Source organism: Scytonema sp. UIC 10036 (assembly GCF_009725235.1).
Genome location: NZ_WJFC01000186.1, coordinates 1 through 26218 on the forward strand (window position 1 = coordinate 1; position 26218 = coordinate 26218).

General features: G+C 41.4%; 22 protein-coding genes. 15 read left to right on the plus strand and 7 right to left on the minus strand.

Translation table 11 applies throughout. From position 1 onward, the window contains the following. Nucleotides 1-2379, plus strand: a 2379-nt coding sequence (locus F7734_RS61280) for a hypothetical protein (RefSeq protein ID WP_207714386.1), incomplete at its 5' end; no start/stop codon positions are given. 169 nt (nucleotides 2380-2548) lie between these two features. Here the strand turns inward: F7734_RS61280 and F7734_RS62540 are convergent. From F7734_RS62540 to F7734_RS48120, 3 genes are all read right to left on the minus strand, one after another. After that, entirely contained in the window at nucleotides 2549-3409 is an 861-nt protein-coding gene (locus tag F7734_RS62540) for a GIY-YIG nuclease family protein (protein WP_207714387.1), read from the minus strand. A gap of 366 nt (nucleotides 3410-3775) precedes the next feature. Then, on the minus strand, nucleotides 3776-4156 hold the full coding sequence (locus F7734_RS48115) for a helix-turn-helix domain-containing protein (RefSeq protein ID WP_347566413.1): 381 nt from the start codon (nucleotides 4154-4156) through the stop codon (nucleotides 3776-3778). Between the two features lie 118 nt (nucleotides 4157-4274). Next, nucleotides 4275-6509, minus strand: a complete 2235-nt coding sequence (locus F7734_RS48120) for an SBBP repeat-containing protein (protein WP_166482609.1) — start codon at nucleotides 6507-6509, stop codon at nucleotides 4275-4277. An 869-nt stretch (nucleotides 6510-7378) separates the two neighbouring features. Between F7734_RS48120 and F7734_RS48125 the strand changes: the two genes are divergently transcribed. From F7734_RS48125 to F7734_RS48135, 3 genes are all read left to right on the plus strand, one after another. Then, the gene (locus tag F7734_RS48125) at nucleotides 7379-8287 is read left to right on the plus strand and encodes a 2OG-Fe(II) oxygenase family protein (protein WP_155751424.1); all 909 of its coding nucleotides are present in this window, start codon (nucleotides 7379-7381) and stop codon (nucleotides 8285-8287) included. Nucleotides 8288-8439: 152 nt separating this feature from the next. Next, a complete protein-coding gene (locus tag F7734_RS48130; protein ID WP_155751425.1) occupies nucleotides 8440-9789 on the plus strand; it encodes a glutamine synthetase family protein in 1350 nt (449 codons plus the stop codon). Nucleotides 9790-9806: 17 nt separating this feature from the next. Further along, nucleotides 9807-10928: an amidohydrolase family protein gene (locus F7734_RS48135; protein ID WP_155751426.1), complete on the plus strand. Its 1122-nt coding sequence runs from the start codon at nucleotides 9807-9809 to the stop codon at nucleotides 10926-10928. A gap of 114 nt (nucleotides 10929-11042) precedes the next feature. Here the strand turns inward: F7734_RS48135 and F7734_RS48140 are convergent, their stop codons facing one another. Next, complete coding sequence (locus tag F7734_RS48140; protein ID WP_155751427.1) at nucleotides 11043-11954, minus strand: SDR family oxidoreductase; 912 nt, start codon at nucleotides 11952-11954, stop codon at nucleotides 11043-11045. A gap of 60 nt (nucleotides 11955-12014) precedes the next feature. On the opposite strand from F7734_RS48140, the gene F7734_RS48145 reads away from it, so the two are divergent. Both F7734_RS48145 and msrA read left to right on the plus strand, forming a co-directional pair. Beyond that, nucleotides 12015-12686, plus strand: a complete 672-nt coding sequence (locus F7734_RS48145) for an HTH domain-containing protein (RefSeq protein WP_243147477.1) — start codon at nucleotides 12015-12017, stop codon at nucleotides 12684-12686. A 140-nt stretch (nucleotides 12687-12826) separates the two neighbouring features. After that, complete coding sequence (gene msrA / locus F7734_RS48150) at nucleotides 12827-13285, plus strand: peptide-methionine (S)-S-oxide reductase MsrA (protein WP_155751428.1); 459 nt, start codon at nucleotides 12827-12829, stop codon at nucleotides 13283-13285. A 74-nt stretch (nucleotides 13286-13359) separates the two neighbouring features. On the opposite strand, the gene F7734_RS48155 is transcribed toward msrA, so the two are convergent. Then, entirely contained in the window at nucleotides 13360-13851 is a 492-nt protein-coding gene (locus F7734_RS48155) for a hypothetical protein (protein ID WP_155751429.1), read from the minus strand. Nucleotides 13852-13916: 65 nt separating this feature from the next. On the opposite strand from F7734_RS48155, the gene F7734_RS65760 reads away from it, so the two are divergent. Further along, nucleotides 13917-14045: a hypothetical protein gene (locus F7734_RS65760; protein WP_279239840.1), complete on the plus strand. Its 129-nt coding sequence runs from the start codon at nucleotides 13917-13919 to the stop codon at nucleotides 14043-14045. Nucleotides 14046-14466: 421 nt separating this feature from the next. Next, nucleotides 14467-14991, plus strand: coding sequence for a universal stress protein (locus F7734_RS48160; protein ID WP_155751430.1), 525 nt, complete (start codon nucleotides 14467-14469; stop codon nucleotides 14989-14991). Nucleotides 14992-15015: 24 nt separating this feature from the next. Here the strand turns inward: F7734_RS48160 and F7734_RS48165 are convergent, their stop codons facing one another. Together F7734_RS48165 and F7734_RS48170 are read right to left on the minus strand one after the other, a co-directional pair. After that, nucleotides 15016-15660 (minus strand): hypothetical protein, encoded by a 645-nt coding sequence (locus tag F7734_RS48165; RefSeq protein WP_155751431.1) that lies wholly within the window; start codon nucleotides 15658-15660, stop codon nucleotides 15016-15018. A gap of 6 nt (nucleotides 15661-15666) precedes the next feature. Next, nucleotides 15667-16035: a hypothetical protein gene (locus tag F7734_RS48170; protein WP_155751432.1), complete on the minus strand. Its 369-nt coding sequence runs from the start codon at nucleotides 16033-16035 to the stop codon at nucleotides 15667-15669. A gap of 1026 nt (nucleotides 16036-17061) precedes the next feature. Between F7734_RS48170 and F7734_RS48175 the strand changes: the two genes are divergently transcribed. The 7 genes from F7734_RS48175 to F7734_RS48205 all read left to right on the plus strand — a co-directional run bounded on the left by F7734_RS48175 (nucleotide 17062) and on the right by F7734_RS48205 (nucleotide 26064). Then, nucleotides 17062-18075: an ABC transporter ATP-binding protein gene (locus F7734_RS48175; protein WP_155751433.1), complete on the plus strand. Its 1014-nt coding sequence runs from the start codon at nucleotides 17062-17064 to the stop codon at nucleotides 18073-18075. Then, nucleotides 18076-18888 carry an ABC transporter permease gene (locus F7734_RS48180; RefSeq protein WP_155751434.1) on the plus strand — a complete coding sequence of 271 codons (813 nt, stop codon included), beginning with the start codon at nucleotides 18076-18078 and terminating at the stop codon, nucleotides 18886-18888. Between the two features lie 127 nt (nucleotides 18889-19015). Further along, complete coding sequence (locus F7734_RS48185; RefSeq protein WP_155751435.1) at nucleotides 19016-20818, plus strand: Gldg family protein; 1803 nt, start codon at nucleotides 19016-19018, stop codon at nucleotides 20816-20818. A 190-nt stretch (nucleotides 20819-21008) separates the two neighbouring features. Next, nucleotides 21009-21632: a DUF4340 domain-containing protein gene (locus tag F7734_RS48190; protein ID WP_155751436.1), complete on the plus strand. Its 624-nt coding sequence runs from the start codon at nucleotides 21009-21011 to the stop codon at nucleotides 21630-21632. Nucleotides 21633-21902: 270 nt separating this feature from the next. After that, complete coding sequence (locus F7734_RS48195) at nucleotides 21903-23630, plus strand: diflavin flavoprotein (protein ID WP_155751437.1); 1728 nt, start codon at nucleotides 21903-21905, stop codon at nucleotides 23628-23630. 92 nt (nucleotides 23631-23722) lie between these two features. Beyond that, entirely contained in the window at nucleotides 23723-25435 is a 1713-nt protein-coding gene (locus F7734_RS48200; RefSeq protein ID WP_155751438.1) for a diflavin flavoprotein, read from the plus strand. A 122-nt stretch (nucleotides 25436-25557) separates the two neighbouring features. Continuing rightward, the gene (locus F7734_RS48205; RefSeq protein ID WP_155751439.1) at nucleotides 25558-26064 is read left to right on the plus strand and encodes a phosphate-starvation-inducible PsiE family protein; all 507 of its coding nucleotides are present in this window, start codon (nucleotides 25558-25560) and stop codon (nucleotides 26062-26064) included. The last annotated feature ends 154 nt before the right edge of the window (nucleotides 26065-26218 follow it).

The following is a 26218-nucleotide window of genomic DNA, read 5'->3' on the forward strand; positions in this document are numbered from 1 at the left end:
ATTAAAATTATTGAATTTGATAAAATCCAAGGAAATCGCACAGAAAAGTTGTATTTTGCTTGTCTGGCAAAAGAACTGACAAGTATAGCTATTCAAATTGATAAGGATGAAAACCAAACATCTCTTTACCATTTTAATAACAGTACACCAAAAATCTTCCTGGGTTTTCCACTAATTGGAACGGAAGATTTCAATTTTCCAGTTGTTATCAACAATCCTTTTATAGAGCCTACAGAGCCAAGAGATGGTGTGTTTCTCACAATGAAAAATGAAGAAAACATTATCAATAATAAAAAGATAGTCCAAGACTCTGTTGAGTTATACTTTATTCTTTTACAGTATGCGATCGCTAACGAGTGGCAAAACTTGTACCTATTGGCGAAAACGGATTTACCAAATCAGAAGGATTGGGTTTCCACAGATTGGTACAGACAACATATTCAAAAAGTCTTAAGAGCTAGATTAATGCAATCTAGTATTGTTTATACGGATAATTGCCAGTTTCCGAAAATTAAACTTGAAGAAGCTTTGTTCCCCTATGCTAAGTCAAAATCCAAGTTATCAGAAATTTGGAATTTTGCCAATGCATTTTTAAGCGATCTCCTGCCAAAAAAAGAACATATTCAATCTTGGTACGAGATTATAGACAATAATTGGGGGAAGGATTTACGCTATAGTTTAAAGCGGCTGGTTGCTGATGTTGCTAAGTTTTTCAATGTAGCTCAACTGGCTGATAAGACCAATCAATCTGAGCAAGAAGCATTAAATTGGTTGGATAAACTGGTTGGTTTTGTGTTATTGGAAGAGCGAGATTTATTAAGTGAGTTTGCAATTGTTCCAAATCAGTATGGGAAGTTTAGGAAGAAAGAAAACCTTTGGACGGATAAAGATATTCCAGAAGAGCTTAAGGATATCTTAAAGATTTTACAAGAAGACTGGCGAGAAAATCTAAAACACAATGAGATTACAAGTTGTGAGTTAGCGATCGCCAAATCCATTCAAGATATTGTCGATTGTATCAATAAAATTATCAAAGGCAATACCAATCCCAAGATTAAAGATGCTGTTTTGGGATTGATTGCTTGTTTTCCTGCAGATAGCACTTTATCTAAGAATGGCGATGAAGTTTTGAGGTTTGCTCAAGACTTCTACCCAACTCCAGACAAAAAAATATTAGCCAATTGGGTACCTGGGATTTGGCAGGAGTGCCAAGAGTGGTTCGTCAATCAAATCTGTCATGATATTGCCCATCAAACAAATGTTTCCAATCTCACAAGCTATCTCCATCAAGATGCTTTAAAGTGGTTGAGCGATTTTGTGACATTCACTGTCAAGTGTAACTTTGATGGTTATTTCAATAAGCACGCAATTTTACCAAATCAGAAGGGGGAGTTTGTTCACAAAAAGGAATTGTATGTAGACTTGGGAATTGATGAAATTTTAAAAGATATTCTAGAGGAATTGGGTGATGATTGCCGCAGTAGATTGTTAGCTATTGAAATCCAACTCGATCTGGATGGGAAAACCCTCACGTCAAAAGACATTGCCCATGAAATTACTGAAAGAGTACAGTTAATTCTAAAAAATGAAGGTTTGGATAAAAGACAAGAAAAAGACAAAAAAGTTTTCGCAAAACTCTTGCTGTGGTTTCACGAGAATGAATCTTTGGCAAGGGATATTTTTGGGGATTTATATGACAAGCGTTATCGGTTAAGAAGCGATGAGGAAATCATTGAGGATATTAAATTTAGACAAGCTATTCTCAATAATAAAAATGGCTACACCGAGCCAGAGATTTTAGAACTGATAAACACCCCAAAAGAAGAGCTATTTCGGATTTCTCTAGAAGATTATCAGAAATTTGAACAGTGGAAGCAAACTCAAAACCAAGTGGCTCAACAAGTGACTCAAGAAGAGGATAAAGATTTGGTCACTCCTCAAGAATTGTTAATGCGGTTGTGCGTTTATTCTCCCGAAACACTGGAACTGGCAAAGAGAAGATATAGAGGAACGAGAATTTATGAAGTTATTCGTTATATCCCTAATGATTTCTCAGATGTTTATCATTACGTGCGTACAATTATTGAACGTGCTAAGAAGAACATCAGAGCTTATTTGAGCCAGAGAGATGATTATAACTGCGATAACTGGTACGAACTAAATACGACTGTCATTGCAGGAATCACGAAAAATAATAGACCGATAAGAATTGTCGTAAGACCTTCAGATGGGGGACAAGTTATTATCTTCTATGAATTTGAGTTTGATGCTCTGGAATATCCCGAAACCGAACTGTGGGTGGATAACGATATCAAGCAAGAAATTATTACTCTTGGTAGAGTTTTGAAAAATACGGGTATAAATCGCATACCTTTGTAAAGATTGTTAGGAGTCGTGGGGTGCGATAAGCCGGGTACGGCTTACGCTCCCGATCGCAGCTGAATGAAGTTATCGCACTCTCTTGCTTAACTCGCAACTCAAAGATTTTAGAAATTGATATCATATTTTGCAAAAGAATTAAGAATAAGCGTTATTTTGATGATAATTATTATGACATTTCTGCCAAGCACTTAAGTAGATTTTTACGATAATTGATATAAGCAACAGATTTCAGGGATTTTTTCCCTTCAGAATTTAGGTAAATGCACTCCTCTTTCAAAGATAATTCATCAAAAATCTTTAAGTTTGTCAATGCTTTTACCTGGATACCAAGAAGTTCGACAACCCTTGTATAATGCAAGTTAGCATCGGAATTTTCTTCCAAATGGGTAAAAAATTCCCAATCAATAATAAGAAATTCAAATTTATAAGAATTCCAGTTATATGCTGCTATCCATGCTGGACTGTAAACTTGCTCATTCTTACCGCAATAATTTCTGTTATAAGTCCAAGCTTTCTTGATTTCATTTGCATACCGCTTTCTCATTGATTTTTCTAAAATTTCATGGTCGTTAATATTTATCAAAATCACTATGCAATCTCTTCCCTCATTATCTTCATACTTACCAGCCACGATGGAGCGAATGAGAGGAAAAAGAAGTGTTGGTTTGTTGATAACCTTCAGCAATCGCTTAATCTCGCGTTCCACTTGGGGCTGTTTCGGTAGATACTTTTTCACTTTACAACCGTTCAGTTCGGGCTGAAATAATTCCACATAATACCGTTCTTGTTCGTCCAAACAATCAACAGAAACTTGTTTCCAATAAATTATATGGCACAACTTGCGGTTTGACCGGATCAACTGTGGATACCGATGATGGCTTCTACCAGCCCATCTGTTTTTTAAATTGGCAGCTTGACCTACATACCACACATATTGATTAGCATCCGCGATTACGTATATTCCAGAACAAGATGGTAAAAGATGCCTTTCATTAAATCTGACATTTGACCAATATGTCCATTCCATAATTTCTACACAACAACTTAGCATGGGGGTGACTATTCTAGAATGCCCAATACCAACTCAAACAAAATCACTTTTACCTAGAAACTGATGGAATTTTCTTACTATCAACATTATTAGTTTATATCATGATATATCTTATACCATCTGTGTATGAAAATGCATCTAATTACTTCGCGCAGGCGGGCTTTGTTTGTATAACCCCACATTTCCATGAGGACGTTTCAAGCGCAATCTCATACAGAATTGGTATTAGCGCTCTTACAAGTACAATTGTTTACCTAGTCCTAAGCTAGGGTTTTTGTTTAGGTTCCACAACAATTGCGATCGCGCAATACTGCCAGCCACTCATTGAATTAAATTGTTGGGTTATTTGGGTTCCCAGTAGTCGTCTTTTGGACTGTTGTCATACTGTTCCATTGCAGCTTTTACATCTAGGATATGACGGTATGCCCACTCTCCTAAGACTGCTAATGGTTCAACTAACGATTTTCCCAACGGTGTGAGGGAATACTCTACTCTTGGAGGAACCGTAGGATAAATTTCTCGCTCAATTAATCCATATCGCTCCAAGTTACGAAGATTTTGAATGAGCATCTTAGGTGATATCCCAACAATCTGTTGCTTGAGTTCACTGTAGCGCTTTTTCCCTTGTGTAAGGGCATACACAATCAGCACTGTCCACTTGTTGGCAATATGTTCGAGCATCGGTAAAGTGGTGCTGCAACGGTAAAGGGATCTTGCTAACACGAGCAAAGTTTGCCGGGTTTTTTGTTTGTTGTCTCAAGAGAAAGAGCGCTCTAGTAACCACGAGCGCCCCGCCTGATGTTAAGTTCACTCACAATACACCAGAACCCACCTTTGTTTTTTACTCGTCTTCATCCTCTTCTCTAATTGCGTACTCTCTCCAATTAATCTTTGTTACAAAGGCATCGGAGAAACCGCCCAACGTGTTGTCGAAGGCATTCTTGGTAGGAAAGTCAGTAGAGGTGGTATTCCCAGTCACATAAATATTTCTGAGAAAATCCACAGCAATTCCAGAGCCATTATCAAAGTTGCTGCCTCCGAGGTAGGAGGAGAAAAGTAAGCGATCGCCTCTTGCATTCAATGTAGTGACAAAAGTATCGTTGAGACCACTGAGAGTGCTATCGAAGGCATTCTTCATTGGGAAGTCAGTTGAGCTGGTAGATCCAACTATATAAGCATTCCCTTTTAAGTCCACTGTAATTCCAAAGCCCTCATCACTATTACTATAATTAGAAACACTGCCACCGAGGTAGGTAGAGTAAACCAAAGAATTAGAACCAGATACAGATGGGTTCACTTTAGTGACGAAGGCATCTTGAGAACCTCCAAACGTACTGTCGAAAGCATTCTTAATGGGGAAGTCAGTAGACTCGGTTCCCCCTGTCACGTAGGCATTGCCGCGTAAGTCTACAGCAATGTCCCTGCCAAACTCCGCACTGCTGCCCCCAAGGTATGTTGAGTAGAGGAGGGAGGATTCTCCAGAAGCATTTGGGTTGAGCTTTGTCACAAAAGCTTCGGAATCATTAACAACACCGATAAAAGTGTTATCGAAAGCATTCTTTGTAGGAAAGTCATTTGAGTAAGTTAGTCCTGTCACATAAGCATTGCCTTGCAAATCTACCCCAATTCCAAAGCCAGCATCAAAGCGATTACCCCCAAGGTATGTGGAGTAAAGGAGAGAGGCTTCTCCAAATGCGTTCGGGTTTAACTTCGTTACAAAAATATCATTGGCACCACCACGAAACTCACTAGTGAAGGCATTTTTGGTTGGAAAGTCAGATGAGTAAGTTTCTCCTGTCACATAGATATTACCTCGCAAGTCTACTGCAATTGCACGACCAAAATCAGCACTAGAACCTGTGCTGCTACTAGCAGTGCTACCGCCTAGATAAGTGGAGTAAAGTAGGCGATCGCCTGTAGCATTTAACTTAGTCACAAAGGCATCAGAGAAGCCACTTAAAGTACGAGAAAAGGCATTCTCAGTAGTTGGAAAGTTACTAGAATAACTTATCCCTGTAACGTAGACATTGGCAAAAAAGTCTACAGCAATTCCATTCCCGACTTCCCCATTACTTTGTGCGTTGTCGTTACCCCCTAGGTAAGTGGAGTAAACTAGGGAGGTGTCACCGGATGCATTGGGGTTTAACTTCGCTACAAACGCCACAAAATTATTGTTGTTGAACGAACTACTCAAGGCATTCTTCGTTGGAAAATCAAGTGAGGCAGTTTGTCCTGTCACATAAGCATTGCCTCGCGAGTCTACTGCTATATCCAAGCCTCCATCATTACCGTTGCCGATGCTACCTCCTAGGTAAGTGGAATAACTTAGGACCGGGTCAATTACCAGCGTTTTGCTCTGGTCGTAGTCTGCGATCGCAAACCCAACTTCTTGCTTGCCCAACAGCACATACTTACCCGCCACAGCCTTTTGCTGACCGTTTATTTGCTGGTAGATGCGAGGTCGATGCTGCCGCACTTCTGCACTCTTGAGATGCAGCACCAAATCGCCACGCTTGTCCACCGACAGTCGGTCTGCTCCTGTAATCTTTAACCTAATGAGTCGGGGATCGGCACCAGCCGCCACAACCCAGTCGTACTCCAACTGCCGTTGGTTACCGTAAAACACTAGGTCAATGCCGGGATAGACTGAGCGATACTGTACCTTAGCATAAGTTGGGATGTTTGTATGCCAGTTTTTCGGGTCTTTACCGATAAAATAATTGCTCTTCCCAGATAGAGGATTTAGACCCAAGACTTGCGATGTCTGATTTGCACCTACCCATTCCATTCGTAGCACTGTACCCTCAACCTGCTTAGCTGCTACCTGTTGTTTTACCGTTTTTGTAGGCACAATCAAAGTCAGTACGACTTGTTTGGCAGTGAAAAACAGACTGTAACCGTTGCCTCGCGACAGAAATTCCACCTGCTTGTCTGTCTGTCCTTCATTAGGCTCAAAATTCAAAGGCAAAAGGTCGTAGATTGCACTAACGCGATCGCGCTTCATGGAATCGGTTACTGCTACAGGATTGGAAGCTGCAACCGAATTCAGAGGGGCAACTAGTTTACTTAGCGCCATAAATGACAACGAGAATATTAAGGCGCAAGTGCTGTATTGGAAACGTGTATTTGACTTCATACAAATTCCTCAAATAACATTCCTCTTCATGAATAAACATTCATGACTACTCCCTTTCCGGCATAAGATTACCGAGCTTCTCCTCTTTCCTCTGTGTCCTCTGCGCCTAGTAAGGTTTATTTTATTATGTAATCTTCGAGCGGGATAGGAGTAGTTCTCGGTCTAATACCAATACTGCTCGGATAAGACCCGTAATCTCTGTAGAGACGCGCTGTTTGAAGCGTCTCTACATATCTAAAAAATTACAGGATTTTTTTAGCAAGAGCAAACGAAAAATCTAGAATTGAATTGTCAATTCAATTCTTTTTAATTAACTAAACACTGAAAACTTTTGATTTAATTTTTAATTTGATAAATGTCTTTTGTGCATAATCCTAACATACTTAAATTTTCAATTAAATCCTATAGATAAAAAAATTCATAATAGCATTTTCATTAATATATCTTTATAAAAAAGAAGGCATTTACTCATTTAGGAAAAACTTTTAGGCGCAGCTGACAGAGTTACTATGGGCTGGGCAGAACTCAACGATCCCAATAATTCGATGAAATGTTGGGTTTCGTTCCTCAAACGCCACTTCACTCAACTCTGGGAACCAGAGCACGTGAGTGGCTCCCCAACCTACGATGTCTTAATGTTTACTTTATAAATCATCTCTAACGGCAGTCTTTATTTAACTGTATGTCAAATATATTAGTGTATAGATTGTAACTATGACATCGGTTCAACCAGTAGACTTTCGTTAATTTCGTAATGGAAAAGTTTATCAAAAAAAATTAAAATTGAAAAACTCAAATTTACGCGTCATATGGATAATATTCCGGTCATTGATTTTTCACTCTTTACCAGTAATGATGCAATAGCTAGGCAAATTGTAGTTGAGCAAATCTATATAGCTTGCCATGAAATTGGGTTCATGTATTTACAAAATTTCGGCATATCTCAAAACCTAGTTGAGCAAGTATTCATACAAAGCAAATACTTCTTCAATTTACCTTTGTCGGTGAAGCAGCAGCTTGCTTGGAGTGATGAATTTAGTAATAGAGGTTATGTTGGTATAGAGAGAGAACGCCTTGACCCTAACAATCCGGGCGATTTGAAAGAAGCTTTTAATGTAGACGAAGAATTTACTGCTATCAACAAAATTCCCAGTTCTGAGGAATTTTGTGCTTGCATTCTCACCTTTCAAGAGGCTTGTACAAAACTTGCTAATCAGGTACTGCAAGCCTTTAGTTTAGCTTTGCAATTACCATTCGATTTTTTCACCACAAATCACGATCGGCACAATCATACCCTACGACTGCTGCACTATCCCCCATTGTCGCAACCACCATTACCAGGACAAGTTCGTGCGGGTACACATTCGGACTATGGCAGTATTACCTTGCTGTTTCAGGATGAAGTCGGAGGTTTAGAAGTTCAGACAGCAACTGGTGAATGGATTGCAGCGCCGACGATTCCTGGTACCGTTATAGTTAATACTGGGGATTTAATGGCACGGTGGACAAATCATGTGTTTTGTTCTACCAAGCATCGGGTGATGGTTCCTAATGATGGTCGGGTGAAGCAGTCGAGGTACTCAATAGCGTTTTTCTGCCATCCAAACGACGATACAGAAATTGCTTGTTTAGAGAGCTGTCGAAGGGAATCGTTGCCTATTTATCCCCCAATTCTTGCAGGGGAATACCTTTTGAGCCGTTTACAAGCAACATATTAAGCATTTACCAAAGAACACGCTTGGGTAGTTTATCCTTACCACGCCCAAAAATATCAATTAATTACTATTTCTTGAAAAAATTCCCGATTGATGCTGATGTAATCATAGGTGATGCATTAAAAAACTTGCCAATCTTTAAAAGATAAATAGCAATGGATGAAAAAAATAATTTTCAAAAAACACGTGAGTTTCTTCAAGAAACAGGTGTTAAATTCGTGCGATTTCTTTGGTGTGATAATGCCAACATTATCCGTGGCAAAGCTGTACATATAAATATGCTATCTCACTACTACGAACATGGGGTGGGGATTTCCGTAGGTCAACAGGGAGTTCCTGTAATGTATGATGCAGTTGTCCCAGAAACTGATTTAGGTCCGGTAGGTGAAATTCGCTTAATCCCAGATTGGTCTAGCCTGAAGCCCTTGCCTTATGCCCCCGGTCATGCTCGTGCTATGGGCAACATGGTACTTAATGGTTCTGCTTGGGCGTTATGCCCGCGAAATTTCTTAAAGCGGATGATTGTCGCAGCCAAATCTCAAGGTTTGGAAGTGCGGGCAGCTTTTGAAAATGAGTTTTATTTGGTGCGGCAAACACCTGATGGTATTATTCCTGCTGATTCCACAGTATTCGCCTCAACTCAGGCAATGGATCTCAATTATGAAGTTATTAACGCGATCGCGGATGCACTCATCGCCCAAGGTATACCTGTAGAACAGTATTACCCAGAATCTGGTCCCGGTCAGCATGAAATTTCCATGCGCTACACCGATGCTTTGCAAGCGGCTGACTGGCAGATTGCTTTTCGAGAAACTGTCAAAGCGATCGCCTACCGCCACAACCTCACCGCTTCCTTCTTACCCAAAATCTTTCCTGATGCGGCTGGTAGTGGTTGTCACATCCATTTTAGCCTTTGGTATGATGAGAAAAACCTCTTAGGCGATCCACAAGGTATCTGTGGTCTATCTCCGATAGCATTGCAATTTATTGCTGGTATCCTGCACCATCTTCCGGCACTAATGGCACTAACGACTCCAAGTACTAATTCTTATCGCCGCATTCGTCCTCATAGTTGGAGTGGCGCTTTTCGCTGTTGGGGATTAGATAATCGAGAAGCATCTGTGAGAGTTCCCAGTGACCCCAGCTTGAACTGTCCCAGTCACTTAGAATTGAAAACTGTGGATGCCTCAGCTAATCCTTACTTAGCATTAGGTGCAGTCATTGCTGCCGGACTTGATGGTGTGCAGCGCGGTTTGACACCAGGAAAGCCAGTGAATCAAGACCCCGGATATTTATCAATGGAAGAACGTAATGATCGTGGAATAGATTCATTACCAGATAATCTCGGACAAGCGATCGCTCACCTCCAGCAAAACGATATCTTCTTAACAGCTTTAAATCCTCAATTAGCGCAAGCTTTCTTAGCAGTGCGTCAAGCAGAGTGGCAAGCTATGAAAGATTGGGAATTAAAGACAGAAGTCAACACATTATTAGAGAAATACTAACGATATTTCACCAAAGCATGAATTTAGCTGATATTCCTTTAATTGACCAACACGCCCATAACATATTAAAACCAGAAGTAGCTGCCCAATATCCTTATGCAGCTGCTTTCACGGAAAGCTATCATCCAGACATTATCAACTACCATGCCCGCTACACGTTCTTTTATCGACGTAGCTTGCGGGAGGTTGCTGCTTTGTTGGACTGTGAAGCTCAAGAAACAGCAATTTTGGCACGGCGGGAAAGTTTAGGCTTAGAAGAACTCATACAGATTTATTTTCACGCTGCCAATCTAGAGGGAATTTATTTGGATGATGGTTTAAAACCAGAAACTATGCTACCTCTGTCGTGGCATGAAAAGTTTGTTTCTGTGCGACGAATTCTGAGATTAGAAATGTTAGCAGAACAACTCATTCCACAATCACCGGATTTTACCACTTTCCTAGCCAGATTCAACAGCGAACTCGATCCACCACCACCAGGGGTAGTTGCTTTTAAAAGTATTGCCTGTTATCGGACTGGTTTGGATATTCAACCTGTAGCTGAAGAGGTGGCTGTAGCTCATTTTAACAACCTCAAGCAAAAATTTCCAACTCAACCAGTCCGGCTCACAGATAAACCCCTGATTGATTTTTTGTTGCAACAGGCATTATTGATAGCGGCAAAATATCACCTTCCAGTGCAATTACATACTGGCTACGGCGATCCCGACTTGGATTTACGATTGGCTAATCCCCTATATTTACGACATTTACTAGAGTCACCACAGTACATCCATGTACCAATAGTCTTGCTACACGCATCCTATCCCTACATGCAGGAGGCTGGTTATTTGGCTTCTGTATATCCTCAAGTTTATTTAGATTTTGGTTTGGCAGTACCGTTTTTAAGTGTATCTGGGATGCGAGAAACCATCAGACAGTTATTAGAATTAGCTCCCACTACCAAACTCATGTATGCTTCTGATGCTCACTCAATTCCAGAATTGTATTACTTGGGTGCAAAATGGGGTCGCCAACTGTTAGGAGAAGTTCTGTGGCAAGCAGTTGACGATTCTGACATTACTGTTGCTGAAGCTGAGGCGATCGCTGTTGCAATTTTACGTGAAAATGCTTTATCTCTTTATCCATCAGCTCAGTAGGTTGGGTTGAGGAACGAAACCCAACATTTACAGCCATTTGTTGGGTTTCACACACGGGTTTACCCCTACTACAAAAATTCTCAGCCCTTGCAGTATTGGGTTGGAGTCCATTGGTTACCGATATCCTGTAGTATCAGGAGGTTTACCAACCTCCTGCACCTCTCGAATGTAACGCAAAGCATCAGGTTGAGAGCCATCCAGATCCGTAAAGCCATAGATTTGTGCCAGTTGACCGCTTGAAAGAGACTGACCATTCCATCGAGCTACCGACCGATCGCCAGCTAGATGGGCGACAGCACGTCCGACGTAATGTGGCGTTTCGGAGATAACGAAGTGGGGTTCTTTTGCGATCGCATCCCGCCAGTTGGCTTCACTCACTCCAAAATGCTCTAGCATAATCTCCGAGCGCATCCAACCTGGCGTCAGAGCAACAGCAGTACAGCCATGGGGTTGAAGCTCTTGCGCTAGCGCCCATGCCATACGTATCACAGAAGTTTTGGCAAGGTCATAGAACAGTGATAGTCGATAGTGAGTGTCGTTGTATTCAGCCGTACCATCCGTCATTTCCACCAATAAGGAGCCTGGATTTTTGATTAAAAGCGGCAGTGCAAAGTGGCTGGTGATAATGTGAGTGTCAATTGCCAACCTTAACATCCGCAATCCGTTGTCGAGAGAGTGTTTCCACACAGGAGTGTTCCACTCTGCCAGGTATTCCGCCCCCCAAATATCGTTAACTAGAACATCCAAACGACCTTGCTCGCGTTCGATTCGAGCTACCAGTGCTTGCACTTGCACGGGATCTAAATGATCGACTTGAATAGCGATTCCCTGTCCGCCCGCTTGGTTCACTAGGTTTGCTGTCTCTTCTATGGTTTCGGGACGGTTGTACTCCGAGCGTTGAGCACGTGTGGTGCGTCCGGTGACATAAACTGTTGCTCCCGCCGCACCCAGTTCAACTGCAATGCCGCGCCCTGCTCCACGAGTCGCTCCGGCAACGAGCACAATCTTATCCTTCAATGGCTGCATAATTGACCTGCTCCATAATCTTCATCTTTTTGCAGCATAAATGCCATTTCCTGACACCCTTTGTCATATTTAAGGAGTAAAGTTAAAAAAGAGTACTCCTTTCCCCATCCCTTGCTATGCGTGCCGATCGCGAAGCGCAAGCTGTACCCAGCTTATCGCCTCCTCTCCATCCTGATGCTGTTGCAGGTTCATGAACGTCTGACGGCACGGGATTTGGCAGAACGATTAGAAGTTTCCGAACGCACCATTTACCGAGATATGGAAGCACTCAGTAGTGCTGGGGTGCCAGTGGTGGCAGAACGGGGTATTGGAGGTGGTTGGAGTTTACTCGACAACTACCAGACTACGCTGACTGGATTTAACCTCGGAGAGATTCAAGCGCTGTTTTTGCCCAAGCCCGCTCACTTGTTAGCCGATTTAGGCTGGAGTCAGGCATTTGAGGCAGCCCTGCTCAAGCTTTTGGCAGCTCTACCCTCTGCCAATCGTCAGCAGGCAGAAGCAGTCAGCCAACGCATTCATCTCGATCCAACGGGCTGGCATCGGTGGGAAGAAGAAATGTCAGCGTTTCCAATTCTTCAAACAGCAATCTGGCAGGAGCGGCAACTACACCTAAGCTACGAGTGCAGCGATCGCCTTCCATACCAGTTCCTCAAATTATGTTTAGGTACGGTTGTATTCGCAGTCCACGCAATTGTGAAGGTAGATGCTGCTCTCAAAAAACACAGGGTGTAGGGTGTGGGGGAGACAGTACGTTGCTCTAAGAAAGGTTGCTAAGTAACGAAATGACATGGGTTTGTGAAAAAGCGATTGCCACTCCACTACCAACAACCTATTACAATTTTTACAGAACTTAATCCTAACGATGAAGTGCAATGGAAAAAGCGACATTTGGGGCTGGCTGTTTTTGGGGCTTGGAGGCGGCATTTCGTAAAGTTAAAGGAGTCATTTCAACCTCTGTTGGCTACATGGGAGGGCATTTTCCCAACCCCTCCTATTTAGATGTACTGTCAAGAATCACGGGTCATGCCGAGGTCGTGCAGGTAGAATACGATCCGCAACAAGTGAGTTACAATGAGCTGCTAGATGTTTTTTGGAATATCCACGACCCCACAACGTTAAATCGCCAAGGACCCGATCGCGGCGAGCAGTACAGGTCAGTTATCTTTTTCCACAACCAAAAGCAAGAAGTTGCTGCAAAGCAGTCCAAGGAAAAGCAACAGAGATCTGGCTCTTTTGATAAAGATATCGTGACCCAAATTGAACCAGCAAGTGAATATTACTTAGCGACAGAAGACCACCAACAGTATTTTGAGAAGAAGGGACGACGTTAGTTATGGTAGAATACAACCTACAACAAGTGAGTTACGATGAACGTTATACAGCTAGAGCAGTCAATCTTCCGGTTTTAATCCTTATTGTTCCTTTGATTTCGTTTAGAAATCACCTCAAGATAATCTTGTCCCCGTTCTGTAATTTTTACGTAGTCTCTTAAATTTCCTTCACGTGGCATTGAGCCAATATGTTTATTAAGGTAACTTTCAATAAGTCCTAATGTCCGCAAACGACGTAGCTCCTGTTTGAAACTGTCTCGTTTTACATATTTAAGGTATGGTTCGGAACTGGCTAACCTTTGGAGATGTTTTAGCTCGTAATCGTTAATTATAGTTGTATAAATCTCTTTTTCCTGACGATTATTTACAACTTGTTCTATTGCTGCTAGACGATTATTTACAATCTGTTCTATTTCTGCCAAACGCTTTATCAATTCTGTATTGACTTCAATTTGTTGTTTTTGGGCTTCTAATTTTGCTTGAAGTGCTGCCCAAGCCTGAACCACTGCCGCTCCAGCCGCCACTACTCCAGTTACTACTGTCCCAATTGCAATCCAATCCGCCATAGGCTTTGTACTTTTGATTTAATACCGACAGTGTAAACATACCATCTAATACTTAAGTAAATTATATGGAGACAGTTGGTGAAGCAAGGAAGTTTAAAACCTTTAATGGAATGGCTTTAACACTTCTTTTGCGTACATCCCAATCTTTATGCGATCGCTTCTGTGTTCCTTCTCTGTTCGGGGACGATAGATAAGAGTCTTTAGTTGTCGCTCAATCTTAACAAAGAATGCTGGCAATGGTACGACTAACTGTTTGGCTAGTCAAAAATTACATATTGGTGTATTTTACAGAAAAACGTTTCAGCATTTTCCACTATAATTCAGGTGAATTATTGTCCCTAATTTCCGGAATGCTGTAACTGGGTTTTGTAGTTACAGTCAACAAAAACAAATTTTATTTACTAATTTTAAAGCTTATATCTAAACCCAAACCACGCTGTTAATTGCAGTGTGGTTTTATACATTATAAAGCGCGATCGCAAGAAGTATTAGCCTTCCACACAAGTTCCTCAAATTGTTGTCTTATAAACATAAGTGAAAGCGATCGGCAAGAACGCAAATACAGAGTCACAAGTAGCTAAAAGCTTGAGCAAAACAGTTTGGAGGCAAACTCATATGTTTAACAAAATACTGGTTGCATTAGACACATCTACCAGCAGTCGGAGTGTTTTTGAGGAAGCATTTGCCTTAGCGAAGGCTTTACAAGCTAACCTGATGTTGTTGCACGTACTATCGCCAGAAGAAGAGGGAAGCCCAGATATTTCTTTACTATCCAGCCCTGAGTACTATGTGGGGCTGGGGATGAGCACCGAAATTTTGAAAATACAGCACTCTTCCTGGGAAGAGTTTGTTAATCGGGGACTAGAGATGTTGCGATCGTTTGCAGATGAAGCAACTGCTGCTGGTGTCAGTTCCGAATTTACTCAAAACCCTGGTAGTCCAGGGCAGACTATCTGCGAATTTGCCCGTAATGGCGAATTTGACTTAATTGTTATCGGACGTAGGGGTCGTTCTGGTCTCTCTGAGTTGTTGTTAGGTAGTGTTAGCAATTACGTCCTACACCATGCCTCTTGTTCTGTCTTGACTGTACAGCATCCTGTGACTGCAACTAAAACTGAAGTTGCACAGGCAGAAGTGTGAAATAGCTAGTTTTCAAATAAGACATCAACACTTCTTGTGCTTGCGTCGTTGTACTTTATTACAGCAGTCACTACTATTTTTCTTCTTATTAGCAGAACAATTAGTGTCTATAAGATGTTCATCGAATGGAGTTCCGTAAATACGATTTGGTTCCAAGTTTAAACTATTCAGCCAGTTTAAAAAGTGCTCAACATAATTCTTGTTTAAGCGCGATTGATGTCCCCGTGGTTGCGGAACAATTTTTTTCAGGTCATTTGGTAGTAGTGGAGCTTTGTTACCAAGGTAGAAAAAATGATTGGACAGTAAAGCGTACTCCCCGTTTAAGTCCCTCTCCCTATCGCTCTCACTATGTACGCTTTTTTGTAGCTGAGGATGCTGTGGATTGTCAGAAAAATCATAAATTGAATCGCCTACCTTTTGGCGGCGATCTTTATTGTACCAGTCAGGAATCTTTTCTGGCAGATGTTCTTTAGTAAAAGAGCTATATTGTTGCATTGTCATTTTTGCAGTGACTTTCATTGCATATATGACAGATCCTTTCAAATCGCCAATTGGAGAGTGAGCCACTTTCATTCCGACAACCCAGTCTCCTTCTTGAGCTGTTCTACGGATACTAGGCTTACATATAACCAGCGTACAGGTTCCCCAATATGGATTGGGTGCAGACACAAGCCTTCACATACAATCAATAAACTGATTGCCATCTTCACTGATTGAGAAAGAGACTTTAGCATTGATAGGACAAATCTCAACTCCACTGCTCCTTCTGATTTCTATTGCTTCAGAAAGAACGCAACCACTAAAAGTACCCTTCTCCGTAAAATAAATGGGCTGTCCTTCCTTACAAAAGAAGCGACTGTTGTTGACTCGTATTTCAGTATTTCTGCTTAAAACACATCCGGCAAGCGAGTTATTGGAATGATTTGTTGCCGTACCTGACAGACAAGCAACTGATGCTAAGGCTGGAAATGTATAATTTATACCTAAATACAATAATCCTGTAACTGGCACAATCATTGCCAAACTTCTTATAAAAGCTTTCATTTTTTGCTAAACCTGATATTACTTTATATAACATGACACAAAGCTATCTTTTAAAATACAGTATGATTACTGTTTTTATAAAAATGGGAGATCTAAATCGCCCTTGGTCACAGCAAGCACAATTTCAAGGACTGCCGTATCGCATACCTTGTAAACTTTAACAACTAACAACCTTATCTAAAGACTATTGAAGGTTGCTTTTTCTTTCAACAGCCTTTCTGCACATAAAGTATGCGAAATTTAAACAGACAGAGCGAGGTTCAAGAAAAATTTATATTTTGTCCAGAAAATATACGCATGAGAAAAGGGATGGTTATTAATTATAATGATGATGGAATAAAAAACTGTTTCTTTGAATTGTGAATAGACATCGCTGGTTGGAAATAACAGAATACGCCTCGCTAGTGAGATCGGTAGTTGGTTCATTTGCTGCTATGAGTCAAGTTTAATGGCTGAAATATTCATACAGATAGCGATCGCGATTTGTCTTGTATCAAAAAGAATATCTCAATAGATACAAATGCGGTCTAGCCATTTAGAATTGAGAGTTCATAAAATGAGTGTATGCATTTCATAAATAAAGCACTGTTAGCTAAAGAATTCTTCTTTGTGTAGAAAGTGGCAATTTGAACTGTTTTGTTTCGTTGATAAGGGAGAGGTACAGATTTATCTGCGTCCGTCTGCGTTCATCTGCGGTTAATTATTTCTTCGATGTACCTTAATAATCTGGGAATTACTATATTTATCTAGTAGGAATTATGCAACCTCAACAGTAGTTATAATAATAACTAAAATTTTCATATATTTTGATTCTTAAGAGGTCATTTATAAAGTAAATCTTAAATGGTCAAATGTATTGTGTAGAAGTAACACCCAACAATTTCATTAAATGTTGGGTTTCGTTCCTCAACCCAACCTACATGGCTTCTCTGAGGGGGTAAGCTTGTCGTGTATTAGTGGCGGGCAACAATCTCGCACCACAAGATATTATGGTTGGAAACCTATCACTCGTACTCGGCACCAGGAATGATCGAAGTTGAAAAATTAACTAAAAGATACGGTTCTACCCCAGCTATCTCTGATGTTACGTTTAATGTGGAACCAGGAGAGATTTTGGGCTTTCTCGGTCCGAATGGCGCTGGCAAAACAACAACTATGCGAATTTTAGCTGGCTATTTACCAGCAACGAGTGGAACTGCCCGGATTGCTGGCTTTGATGTCCACGATAACTCTCTGGCTGTCCGCCAACGCATTGGTTATCTCCCTGAGACTCCCCCTTTGTACCCGGAAATGACGGTTGAGGGATTTTTATATTTTGTCTCGCGGATTAAAGGAATTCCCGCAGGTGATCGCACTGCAAAAGTCAAAGCAGCGTTAGAAAAGTGTAACCTAGAAGATAAGCGCCATACCATCATTCGCAAACTCTCCAAAGGATACCGCCAAAGAGTAGGCATAGCCCAAGCCATTGTCCACGATCCACCAGCCATTATTTTGGACGAACCCACTGTTGGACTTGACCCCAGGCAAATTATTGAAGTCCGAAATTTAATTAAGAGCTTAGCAGGTAGCCATACAATTATTCTTTCGACCCACATTTTGCCAGAAGTGAATATGACCTGCAGCCGCGTAGCGATTATCAATCGAGGTAATATTGTAGCAACTAATACTATAGAAAATTTAATGTCACAGTTGACGAGAGGCTCTGGCTATGAAATAGAAATAAAGGGAGAAGCCAGCCTCGCCAAACAAATGTTACAAAACATACCGGGTGTGGGTTTGGTAGAATCAGTTCCTACAGTGGCTATGCAAAATCATAACGATTTAAAAGATAACCGAACTCACCTGCGAGTGCTATCACAACCGGGAACCGAACCGGGTGAGGAGATTGCAGTCGCGTTAGTGCGTGCGGGATTTAGTTTATGCGAAATGCGACGTGTTAGCGCTACTCTGGAAGATGTCTTTTTACAATTGACAACAGCAGAAAACAGTTTGGAGATGGAGACAGAAACAGCAGAAGCCAAGGAAGGAGAAGCCGCTTAGATGGGTGTCGTACTGGGTAATATTATTGCCATTTATCGCCGAGAGCTGCAAAGCTATTTTGTATCGCCTCTAGCTTATGCTGTCGCAAGCGTATTTTGGTTTTTATCTGGATTGTTCTTTGTGCTCATTTTGATGGGACCGGAGGGGATTTTACCAACAGTTGCTGCCTACGATTTACGAGGACAAGAACTAGGAGTACCAGTTCCACCCATAGATGTTCCTTACGAATTTGTACGTGCTTTTTTAGACAGAATGGGATGGCTGTTGTTATTTGTGCTGCCCATTCTTTCCATGGGTCTTTATGCTGAAGAACGCAAGCGCGGCACTTTGGAACTTTTATCCACATCCCCCATTACAAACTGGGCAGTCGCTGTCGGGAAATTACTGGGAGTGCTGACATTTTTTACAACAATGGTCATGCCCATACTAGTGTTGGAAGCGATCGCCTTAAGTGCATCCAATCCGCCCATACCAGCAACAATTCCCCTCCTCGGTCATTTAGCGCTCATTTTACTAGCAGCAGCCATTTTATCCTTAGGAATGTTTATTTCCTCTCTAACAGACAGCACAATTTTATCTGCAGTCCTCACATTCGCATTAATTTTATTACTCTTATTCCTAGATTTAATTGCCAAAAACATTGGTGGTTCTCTAGGAGAAGCAATAGGGCATCTATCATTGCTGAAACATTACAATACACTGGTACAAGGTATTTTTGATACCAGCAGCTTGCTTTTGTTCTCCAGTTACATTATTCTGGGAGTTTTTCTCACAGCACAATCAATTGATACATTGCGATTTCAACGTTCATAGTCATTAGTCAAAGTTAGTGGTTAGTGGTTAGTGGTTAGTGGTTAGTAGCTGGTAAAAAAACTAACAACTAACAACTAACAACTAACAACTAACAACTGACAACTGACAACTGACAACTGACAAAAAAATGAAGACTATTGCTAAAAAGAAAATTTGGAAATATTTAGTTTGGTTAGGTCCGTTTCTCTTAACGGCGGGTGTAACTGTCGGTTTGGTATCAGAAAATTGGGGACTCTTACCATTAGTACTTATAATTGCAGGTACTATTGTTATTGGATTGTGGCTGATATGGCAAAACCAACAAAATAATTGGTGGGGAAGACGTTCCACTCAAGCTAGTACAAATGCCCTATTTGCAACTTTGGCAGTTTTGGCAATTCTGGGATTAGTTAATTTTTTAGGAACTCGCTACAACTGGCGAACTGACTTGACAGAAACCAAATTGTTTACCCTTTCTCCCCAGTCACGGGAATTGGTACGTTCTCTAGAAACTCCTGTAAAGGTGTGGGTGTTTGATGCCAATCAAAATCCCCTAGACCGGGATTTGTTAGAAGATTACCGACGCCAAAGCCCAAAATTTAAATTTGAGTACGTCGATCCACGCAACAGACCGGGATTAACACGTAAGTTTGGCGTTAAAGAAGATGGAGAAGTTTACTTGGAATCTGGAGATAAAAGACAGTTAGTACAGGTAGTCAGTCCGCAAGAACCTTTATCTGAAATAAAGGTAACCAACAGCTTGCAACAAGTGATTAACTTGAATTCGGCTAAAGTTTACTTCCTTCAAGGTCACGGCGAACACCAAATTTCAGGCAATGAAGAAGGACTTTCCCAAGCCATCAAAGCATTAAGTGACAAAGCTTACACTACAGTACCACTCAATTTAGCAGAAAAATCTAGCGTTCCTCAAGATGCTACTGTTGTTGTCATAGCAGGTCCTAAACGAGCACTGTTTGAAAGCGAAGTCAATGCTTTGCGGCAATTCCTCAATCGAGGTGGCAATTTACTGTTAATGATTGACCCCAGTATCGACCCAAAACTCAACAGTTTATTTGCTGAATGGGGTATTAAGTTAGATAATCGTTTGGCTGTGGATGTTTCTGGAAGTGTAGGGCTTGGTCCTGCGGCACCTTTGGTGAGAGAATACGGAAAACACCCCATCACTAAGGACTTTGGTAACGGCATTTCTTTTTATCCGCTATCACGACCGATTGATACAGTACCAGTAGCGGGTGTAGAAGCTACTCCCCTTCTACTGACCAAGCCATACCCCGATAGCTGGGGAGAAAGCGATCTAGAAAGTGAGGATTTGAAGTTTAATCCAGAAAGCGATCGCAAAGGACCTTTGACATTAGGTGTTGCATTAAGGAGGAAACTGACAGCTACACCTCCAACTCAACCCAGTCCCATCTCTACACCCACAGCATCCCCAACCCCAGCAACTCAAGCTAGCCCTGCGGCTACCACTAAACCTACTTCTGGGCCCACTCCCTCACCAACCACTCAAGCCAAAGCTAGCCCCACTCCCGGCCCAAAACCTACTCCCACAGCAACTGCATCACCAACACCAGCCACTCCGGCTAGCCCCACTCCCACAGCAACTGCATCACCAACACCAGCAACTCAGACTAGCCCCACTCCTACTACTTCTCCCACCGCTACCGAATCGCGGATGGTCGTGATAGGAAATTCAGGCTTTGCTGTGAATAACTTATTTGAACAGCAGCTTAATAAAGATGTCTTTTTGAACTCAGTCACATGGCTCAGTCAACAAGATAGCCAACCTCTTTCCATTAGCCCCAAAGAAATTAGAAACCGTCGCATTAACTTAACAACAGCCCAAGCCAATCTTTTAGAGATATCGTCTCTGTTTGTTTTACCACTGATAGGGTTATTAGCAGCAGCTCTTCTCTGGTGGGTAAGAAGGTAATTTTTAGTTAGTGGTTAGTGGTTAGTTGTGAGGAGGAGCGGAATACTGAGGTTAACATCACACCTATGGCGATGCCGCATCTTAAACTAATTGTATCTGTTGCAATTGAAATCAAAATTTGGTATGACGAATAACCAACAACCACTAACAACTAACAACTAACCACCAACCACTAACAACTAACCAATCTATGAAACTCCAACGAACAACTTTAATTTTGTTACTGATAGCATTAGGTTTAGGAGGCTTTGTTTACTTCCATGAAATTAGAGGTTCATCTCAACGAGAGGAAGTCAAGGATAACAAGCAGCCAATTTTCTCTTTTAAGGAAGATGATGTGCAGTCTTTAACGATTAAAACTCAAAATGAAACTATAAGTTTAGAACGCAGTGGTAAGTCAGAAGGAACTAAGTGGTTGATGAAATCTCCTTCTGTTGTCCCAGCAAGTGACCCAATTGTTGGTTATTTGATGAATTTGTTAGTGGAAGGAAAAAGCGATCGCACTATATCCATTTCAACCAATCAACTTTCAGAATTTGGCTTAGATCGACCTCAAGCAACTATTGATATAAAACTTAAAAATCAACAAAATCATCAGTTGATTTTGGGACAACCTGATTTTAACCGCCGTTTCCTCTACGCTCAAGCAGATCCTTCGACTCAACCAAAAGGAAATCTTAATGTGCTGTTAGTCTCTACAGATTTTGAAAATGCTGTCAAGCGAGATCTTTCAGAGTGGAAACAAGAGGCAGAGAATACTAACAAACAGCCAACACCCAGCGTTCAGCCCAGCCCGACAAAAAGTCCTTCATAGCGACTGATTTATGGCATTTATAGTTTCATACTAGTTAGATCGAGTTCCCATGAGCACGTAGTGTGTTTACCACAATCAGAAACACGTATCACTATTTTTTAGTGTTACCATAGTGTGCTCTCGCAGTTAAGCTATCTCTATGAATAATAAAAAATAATTATATTTAAATGGCATTGTCATTTCTTAGGTTTATAAATATAGTTTTTTACAGAAGCATATAAAAATTCATCAAACACACTACAACATATTAAGTTGCACGCGGAGGCTCTTATGGTAGCACTGACCGAGCGAGTTCAGCGCAGGCTGACGATGCATTCTATGGAAATTGCCCCCAATACAACTGCAATCCGTTGCTTGGATTGGGATCGCGATCGCTTCGATATTGAGTTTGGTCTCCAAAATGGCACAACTTACAATTCGTTTTTAATCCAAAGTGAAAAAGTCGCTTTGGTTGATACCTCTCATGAGAAGTTTCGCCAACTCTACCTAGATGCTTTAGATGGGCTGGTTAACCTAAATGCACTCGACTATTTGATTGTCAGTCATACTGAACCAGATCATAGTGGATTGGTCAAAGACATCTTAGCGTTAGCTCCTCAAGTCACTGTTGTAGGTTCAAAAGTTGCAATTCAGTTTTTGGAAAATTGGCTGCATCAGCCATTTAAACAACAAATTGTGAAAAATGGCGCTCGCTTGGATTTGGGTAATGGACATATTTTGGAATTTGTCATTGCACCAAATCTGCATTGGCCCGACACAATATTCACTTACGATGTGAAAACACAAATTTTGTATACTTGTGATGCCTTTGGTATGCACTATTGTGATGACCACACGTTTGATGAAGACTTAGCTCTCATTGAAGAAGATTTCCAGTACTACTACGACTGTCTGATGCGACCAAATGCTCGCTCAGTGTTATCTGCTCTCAAACGGATGGGTGAGTTACCATCATTGACTACCATTGCTACAGGTCACGGTCCCCTACTCCATTACAACTTAACCGATCTTGTCAATCGCTATCGGCAGTGGAGCCAAGAACAAGCCAAGGCAGAAACAACTGTTGCTGTCTTTTATGTCTCTGATTATGGGTTTAGCGATCGCCTTTCACAAGCCATTGCTCACGGCATCACAAAGACTGGCGTAGCAGTAGAAATGATGGATTTAAAATCAGCTGACCCCCAAGATGTCAAAGAATTAGTCAGCCTTGCTAGCGGATTAGTCATTGGAACTCCACCCATTTCAGGTTCTTCTACAGCTTCTGCTCAAACTGCCCTCAGCACTATTCTGGCTGTAGCTAAACCCAAACAATCTATAGGTGTCTTTGAATCTGGAGGTCAAGACGGTGAATCTGTCTATTTACTGCTCAACAAGTTTCAAGATTTAGGCTTAAATCCAGCTTTTTCGCCAATTGTTCTTAAAGAGACACCAACAGAAACGACATATCACTTATGTGAAGAAGCAGGAACAGATATGGGACAGTCGTTGTCTCGCGATCGCAGCATCAAACAACTCAAATCCTTAAATTCCGATTTAGAAAAAGCCTTGGGACGGCTCAGTAATGGGTTATATATTCTCACTGCTCAAAAAGGAAATATTAGCAGTGCGATGTTAGCTTCTTGGGTTGCACAAGCTAGTTTCAAACCTTTGGGAATAACAGTTATGGTAGCTAAAGACCGTGCTATTGAGTCTTTGCTACACGTAGGCGATCGCTTTGTTCTCAACATTTTAGAAGAAAACAATTATCAGAAATTAATGAAGCATTTTTTGCAACGCTTCCATCCAGGTGCCGATCGCTTTGCAGGTATCAAAACTTATCCTGCAAACAATAACTGTCCGATTTTAGCGGATGCCCTTGCTTATATAGAGTGCGAAGTTAAAAGCCGCCTGGATTGCGGTGACCATTGGGCTGTCTACAGCACTGTCTCTGTCGGTCGTGTTTCAAAACCTGATGCCCTCACTGCAGTTCACCATCGCAAGATTGGAAATCATTACTAATAAGTTAGTGGTTAGTAGTTAGTTGTTAGTTGTTACTAGCACTAACTACCAACCACCAACCACTAACCACCAACCACTAACCACTAACCAATATGAAATTACGTGATGTTCAAGTTGCTTCGATAGGCGATGGCACTACCGTGTTGCGATCGCGCACATGGGATAGACTGAAGTTTGAAGTTGAATACTCGTTACAGAAAGGTACAACTGCAAATTCCTATCTCATCCAAGCTGGCAAAACTGCGCTTTTAGACCCTCCAGGAAAATCATTTACAGAGATTTATCTACAGCAGTTACAGCAGCAGCTAGATTTCAAACAACTGGATTATGTAATTTTGGGTCATGTCAATCCCAATCGCTGTGTAACCTTAAAGGAGTTGTTAGAACTAGCCCCTCAAATCACATTTGTCTGTGCGAAAGCAGGCGCAGTTGCTTTGCGTGCAGCTTTTCCAGAAAAGGAGTTAAAAATTAGCGTTGTTAGGGAGGAAGAAGTTTTAGATTTAGGATCGGGTCACAAATTGCAATTTATTCCCGTCCCTACTTCACGCTGGCCCGACGAGCTTTATACTTACGATTCTCTGACTCGCATTCTCTTTACTGATAAACTGTTTGGCGCTCATGTTTGTGGTGATGAAATTTTTGATGAAGGTTGGAAACTTCTAGACGAAGACCGGCGGCACTACTATGATTGTCTTCATGCTGCTCAGTCTCGGCAGGTGGAAATAGCACTCACTAAATTTACTTCTTTATCAGTCAGTTTCTACGCCCCCGGTCACGGTCCTCTTGTACGTTATAGCAAAAGCCGACTCAATCACGACTATCGGCTGTGGAGCCAACAGCAAAAGGAACGAGACTTGACAGTTGCTCTACTTTATGCATCTGCTTATGGGAATACAGGCACCATAGCACAAGCGATCGCCAAGGGTATTACAAAAGCAGGTGTGGCTGTAGAATCCATAAACTGTGAGTTAGCAGAGCCGTCTGAAATTCATGCCCTCATAGAAAAATGTGATGGATTTATCATCGGTTCCCCTACATTAGGAGGACATATGCCCACGCAAGTACAAACTGCTTTGGGTATCGTACTTTCTGTTGCTGCCAAAAACAAGTTAGCAGGTGTATTTGGCTCTTATGGTTGGAGTGGAGAAGCTGTTGATGAGATTGAAAGCAAATTACAAGATGCAGGTTATCATTTTGGCTTTGACACCATTCGAGTAAAGTTCAAGCCCAGCGATACCATTCTTCAGCAGTGTAAAGAAGCTGGTACTGATTTTGCTCAAGCTTTAAAAAAGGCAAAAAAAATTCGTACTCCCCGCCAACCAATAAGCGATTCTCAAATTAACAGAACCGAGCAAGCTGTAGGACGAATTGTTGGCTCTTTATGTGTAGTATCTACCAAGCGAGGAGATGCAAAAAGTGCAATGCTAGCTTCTTGGGTGACTCAGGCTAGTTTCAATCCCCCAGGTTTAACAATTGCAGTCGCTAAAGACCGAGCTATTGAATCTATGGTGCATACAGGAGACAAATTTGTCCTCAACATCCTTAAAGAAGGTATGAACTTAAGGCGGCACTTCCTTCAAGCCTTTGGTCCAGGCGAAGATCGTTTTGTTGGTTTAAACACCCAAGCCACTGAAGATGGTTGTCCCATCCTCAGTGATGCCCTTAGCTATTTGGAATGTAGCGTTCACAGCCGTATGGATTGTGGAGATCACTGGCTTGTTTATGCGATCGTTAACAATGGTCAAATGCTACAACCTACAGGAATGACTGCAATACACCATCGTAAATCGGGTAGTCAGTATTGAATGGTTAGTTGTTAGTTGATAGTTGTTAGTTGTTAGTTGTAAAGATTAACAATCAACCACTAACCACTAACCACTAACCACTAACCACTAACCACTAACCACTAACAATTTAGGAGAAACAAATGCAAGGATTGTTAAAGAAACCATTTATGACAAAATATGAATGGTTAAACAGAACTCTGATTGTACGTTGTCTTGAAACTGTACAAGATTTAATTGTCATTTCTTTGTGCATTGGTTTATTTAGCTTGATGGCAATTCAGCTGCGAGCTATGTTCTATTCTTTGCTGCCTCCCCTGAATTTTCAAGCAGTCACTTCAGATATTTTATTTCTATTAATTTTAGTCGAGTTATTTCGACTGCTAATTATTTACTTACAAGAACAACGAGTTTCTATTGGTGTAGCAGTAGAAGTCTCGATAGTATCTGTTTTACGAGAAGTTATTGTCAGGGGAGTATTAGAGGCAGAATGGAACCAAATTTTAGCAGCTTGCGCTTTTCTACTTGTTATGGCGGTATTACTTATAGTTCGAGTGTGGTTACCACCAACTTTTGATGGAATCGATCCAGAAAGACGAGTTGCTTTGAGAAATCAACTGCTAACATCAGAGAAAAGAAGTGTAGATTAAAATTATATGTCTGACTTCTCAGCTTGTGCCCGAAGGAAGCTTGGTGGGCTGCTGTTGAGCAACGCTACTGAGTACTGGAGGCGGAGCCTCCGGTGTAGGCATTCCCCGGCGGAGCCGCGGAACGAGAACTCTCCCTACCCCCTATCCCCTACCC